The organism is Nocardioides sp. (assembly GCF_025964975.1).
GTDB lineage: Bacteria > Actinomycetota > Actinomycetes > Propionibacteriales > Nocardioidaceae > Nocardioides.
In genome coordinates this window covers 1-4,587 of sequence record NZ_JAOPXV010000106.1, presented here as the reverse complement: position 1 = coordinate 4,587, position 4,587 = coordinate 1, and the positions used below count along the sequence as shown (strand labels likewise).

General features: G+C 65.0%; 3 protein-coding genes. 1 reads left to right on the top strand and 2 read right to left on the bottom strand.

Annotation, left to right across the window (positions count from 1 at the left end):
- Positions 1-126: 126 nt before the first annotated feature.
- Positions 127-507: a nuclease-related domain-containing protein gene (locus JWN68_RS07680; RefSeq protein WP_297737085.1), complete on the bottom strand. Its 381-nt coding sequence runs from the start codon at positions 505-507 to the stop codon at positions 127-129.
- Between the two features lie 786 nt (positions 508-1,293).
- On the opposite strand from JWN68_RS07680, the gene JWN68_RS07675 reads away from it, so the two are divergent.
- The gene (locus tag JWN68_RS07675) at positions 1,294-2,559 is read left to right on the top strand and encodes a hemolysin family protein (RefSeq protein ID WP_297737082.1); all 1,266 of its coding nucleotides are present in this window, start codon (positions 1,294-1,296) and stop codon (positions 2,557-2,559) included.
- 252 nt (positions 2,560-2,811) lie between these two features.
- On the opposite strand, the gene JWN68_RS07670 is transcribed toward JWN68_RS07675, so the two are convergent.
- Positions 2,812-4,587 (bottom strand): vitamin B12-dependent ribonucleotide reductase (locus JWN68_RS07670; RefSeq protein WP_297737079.1); only part of this gene is annotated, 1,776 nt, incomplete at its 5' end.

The window sequence follows — 4,587 nt, the reverse complement described above, 5'->3', positions numbered from 1 at the left end:
GGCTGCACGGCTACCTCGACGACGTCCCACCAGCAGAGTTCGAGGAGACGTTCTACGCTACGAAACGGACCGACCAACCCTTGGTCGGAATCCAATAGCCCGAGCCTCCATCAGACCCAGGGCGATTCAGATCGTGTCGAGCGTTTCGGTGGTATGGATGTCGCCGTGGCGGAGCAGCCAGTTGACGAGGTTGTTGCGCCAAGTGACGTTGACGCCGTCGGGTCGGGTTTTGATGGTTACGTCTTCGGCGTTGACGTTGACGATGACGATGACGATGAGCCCTTGGACGTAGACGGGGAAGCCGCAGGCAGCGGTGAGGAGTTTCGCGGCTCGGTCGGCTTCGTGTCGGCTGTTCCGTACGTAAGGCTGGCGGTGTCCGTTGGCCATGAAGGTGTTGCCGCCGACCCAGATTGTCGCGTCGGGATGGTTCTTGGTGTTGACGGTGAAGACCCCGCCGGGGCCGATGAGCAGGGGGTCGATGTCGGAGCCACGGTCGCCCACGGGAATGGCGTGGAGGGACCGCTAGCGCGGGTCCCTCTTCGCAACCTTCGCGAGTTCACCGTCTGCTCCAATGCGCCACGCCCGTTCGTCAGTGTGCACCCCTAGCACGCGAGCCAGCACTGTCCTCACAGGGGCGGCGTCTCGGACGGCTTGGGCCTGCTCGCGGGCTTCAGCGCCCCGCTGGTTGGTTGCGAGGTCGAGCCAAGGGCGCGCCACCGGCGCTTCAGCGGGGAACGGATCAACGGGTGCCGGGGCGGTGGCTACGGGAGCAGAAGTCTTCGAGACCGGTGAGCCGGTGGGCGTGCTCTCCGGGACTGCCTTAGTGGACGGGGCAGCCACCACGAGGCGAGATGCACCGGTGGCATCGGCGTCTTGTTCGGGCAGGGTCACGTAGAGACGGTCCTTGCCGTACCGCTTCCATCGGTCCACCACGAGGTCTTCGTCGCTCACCATCGAATCATCCGCGATGTAACGTGGCGACGTCGGCTATCGCCTGGGAACTGGCGGAGTATTTCGCATTCATCAGCCGTTTTTCGGAGCGCCAGTTCGCCTACACCGACACCTTGGGCGACCTCACGCTGGGCACAGCAGGTGCTGTCGTTGGAGGCGTTGTTGTGCACCGTCTCCGCCAACAAGGTCGGCTCCTCGACCCGCCTCCCGTCCCTACACGTGAGCGGATTGCGGCCTGACGCCTCGTCGCTGCCATCGCCTGTCTCCTACGATGAGCCACATGGACGACCCACGAAATATGAACCGTTCACTCACGGCGACGACCGGGGGTGAACGGTCCTGATGGACACCCAGACCTTCGTCAACTTTGGACTGGTCCTGCTGTTCGTCATCGGCGGCGGTGTCTTCTCGGCCACCGAAATCGCTCTGGTTTCGCTGCGGGAGAGCCAACTCACCGCCATCGAGCGGAAGGGGGCACGTGGCGCACGGGTCGCTGCCGTGGCCCGCAATCCCAACCGGTTCCTTGCAGCCGTGCAGATCGGCGTCACGGTTGCCGGGTTCTTCTCCGCCGCATACGGCGGCTCGACACTGGCCCCCGACCTTGCGCCTTACCTGGAGAACCTTGGGCTGAGCGAGGACGCCGCGCTCACCACAGCGCTGGTTCTCATGACCCTGCTGATCGCCTACCTGTCGCTGGTCCTGGGTGAACTGGTCCCCAAAAGGCTCGCTTTGCAGAAGTCCGCTGGCGTCGCGTTGGCGGTGGCTCCCGTGCTGGACAAGTTCGCCACGCTGATGCGCCCTGTCATCTGGCTGTTGTCCCTGTCGACCAACGCTTTGGTAAGGCTCCTCGGTGGTGACCCGCACGCCACAAGCGAGCAGTTGTCAGAAGCGGAACTTAGGGAACTTGTGTCCACGCACGAAGACCTCAACGAGCAGGAACGCCGCATGCTCAGCGACGTGTTCGCCGCGACCGAGACCAGCATCAAGGAAGTGATGCGTCCTCGCGGTGACGTGTCGTTCATCGACGGGTCCGTTGCCGTCGCGGACGCGGCACTGATTGTCCAGAGTCTTCCGTACTCCCGTTACCCCGTCACTGGAGAAGGGTTCGACGACATCACCGGCTTCCTCCACGTACGGGACCTGCTTGCCATACAGGCGGACGACCCGCGCCGGGTGCGCGACCTGGTGCGCCCAATCCTGATGCTGCCTGGCAGCAAACTAGTGCTCCCCGCCGTTGCCAAGATGCGACACGACAGCATCCACCTCGCCGTAGTTGTCGACGAGTACGGCGGGACCGACGGCATCGTGACCCTGGAGGATCTGGTCGAGGAGATTGTCGGCGACATCCGCGACGAGTACGACATTGAGCCCATGCGGTCCGGTGACCTAACTGATATCGACGCCGGAACCAGCCTCGAAGACTTCGCCGAGGAAACAGGCATCATGCTCCGCGACGGTGGCTACGAAACCGTCGCTGGCTACGTCATCGCATTGCTCGGACACATCCCCGAGACAGGCGAACAGGTCGGGGTAGAAGGCGGCACACTCGAAGTCACCGAAGTCGTGGGAGCCCGCCTCACTCGGCTGACGCTGCACCGCGACTTATAGCCCTTCCGCAGCCACAGCGGCGCGCGCAGATGGGGACTCAGTTCCGGTTGCAGAGTCGCGTGCCAATCTCCTGAGATGCAACATCTGACTCTCGACCGATAGGCAGACGATGAAGCCCCGCAGCATCCGCTGCGGGGCTTCATCGTTCGTGTCTGCGCCTGTGCCGCGAGCCGAGGTGACCTCAACTGTCGTGACCTCTGTCGCGACTTCTGTCAGCTGCCTGACATCACACTGTCGTCCGACAAACTCACATCAGCTGCAGCCCGACGTACTCCCGCAGCCCTCACAGACGTAGCACGAGCCAGCAGGGCGCATCTTGGTCCCGCAGGTCATGCAGAGCGGGGAGTCGACGGCAGTCCCGGTGAGCTTCTCGAACAGCTCAGCAGAGGTGTGGGCCTCACCAACGACCGGACGGGCCGGGACCTCGCGGGCCTCGGAGCCCTTCGTGTCCTTGGTCTCTACCGACACGTCGGCGACGTCCTCGACCACGATGTCCTCGGCAGACACGAGCTCGGAGGCGGCGCCGGTCTCCTCCATCGACAGCTCGTAGGAGCCCGTCTCGAGCTGGCGCTGACGCTCCTCGGCGGAGTAGATGCCGAGGCCGGCGCGGTCCTCGAAGGACATGTAGTCCAGGGCCAGGCGGCGCCAGACGTAGTCCATCAGCGACTGTGCCATACGGACATCCGGGTCGTCGGTCAGACCGGCGGGCTCGAAGCGCAGGTTGGTGAACTTCGAGACGTAGGTCTCCAGCGGCACGCCGTACTGCAGGCCGATCGATACCGCGATCGAGAACGCGTCCATGACACCGGCCAGGGTCGAACCCTGCTTGCCGAGCTTGAGGAAGACCTCGCCCAGCTCGCCGTCGTCGTGGGCACCCGAGGTCATGTAGCCCTCGGCGCCGCCGACCGTGAAGGACGTCGTGCGGGAGACGCGCGACTTCGGCAGGCGCTTGCGGACCGGGGCGTAGACGACCTTCTCGATGACCTTCGTCTCGACGACGTCGTCTCCCTCGACGTGCTGCCCCTGGTCGCGCTTGGCCTTGTCGGACTTGCCGTCCGAGAGCGGCTGGCCGACCTTGCAGTTGTCGCGGTAGATCGCGGTCGCCTTCAGCCCGAGCTTCCAGGACTGCATGTAGACGTCCTCGATCTCCTCGACCGTGGCGGTCTCGGGGAGGTTGACCGTCTTGGAGATCGCGCCGGACAGGAACGGCTGGCAGGCCGCCATCATCCGCACGTGGCCCATCGCCTTGAGCGAGCGGACGCCCATCGCGGTGTCGAAGATCTCGTAGTGCTCCTGCTTGAGGCCGGGCGCGTCGATGACGTGCCCGTTCTCGCCGATGAAGGCGACGATCGCCTCGACCTGCTCGGGCTGGTAGCCCATCTTCTCCAGCGCCCGCGGGATCGTCTGGTTGACGATCTGCATGGAGCCGCCGCCGACGAGCTTCTTGAACTTCACCAGCGAGAAGTCGGGCTCGATGCCGGTGGTGTCGCAGTCCATCATGAAGCCGATGGTGCCGGTCGGCGCCAGCACGGAGGCCTGCGCGTTGCGGAAGCCGTTCTTCTCCCCCGCCGCGATGACGTCGGCCCAGGCAGCGGTGGCGAGCTTGTGCACGCGGCTGTCCTCGGTGTGCAGCACGCGCACCACGTCGTTGGCGGCCTGGTGCTTGCGCATGACCCGCTTGTGGGCCTCCGCGTTGCGCTGGTAGCCGGCGTAGGGGCCGACGATCGCGGCGAGCTCGGCCGAGCGCTTGTACGACGTCCCGGTCATCAGCGACGTCAGCGACGCGGCCATCGAGCGGCCACCGTCGGAGTCGTAGCCCAGACCCATCGCCATCAGCAGGGCGCCGAGGTTGGCGTAGCCGATGCCGAGCTGGCGGTAGTCGCGGGTCGTCTTGGCGATCGGCTCGGTCGGGAAGTCGGCGAAGCAGATCGAGATGTCCATCGCGGTGATGATGAACTCGACGGCCTTGGCGAAGAGGGCGGCGTCGAAGGTGTCGTCGTCCTTGAGGAACTTCAGCAGGTTGAGCGA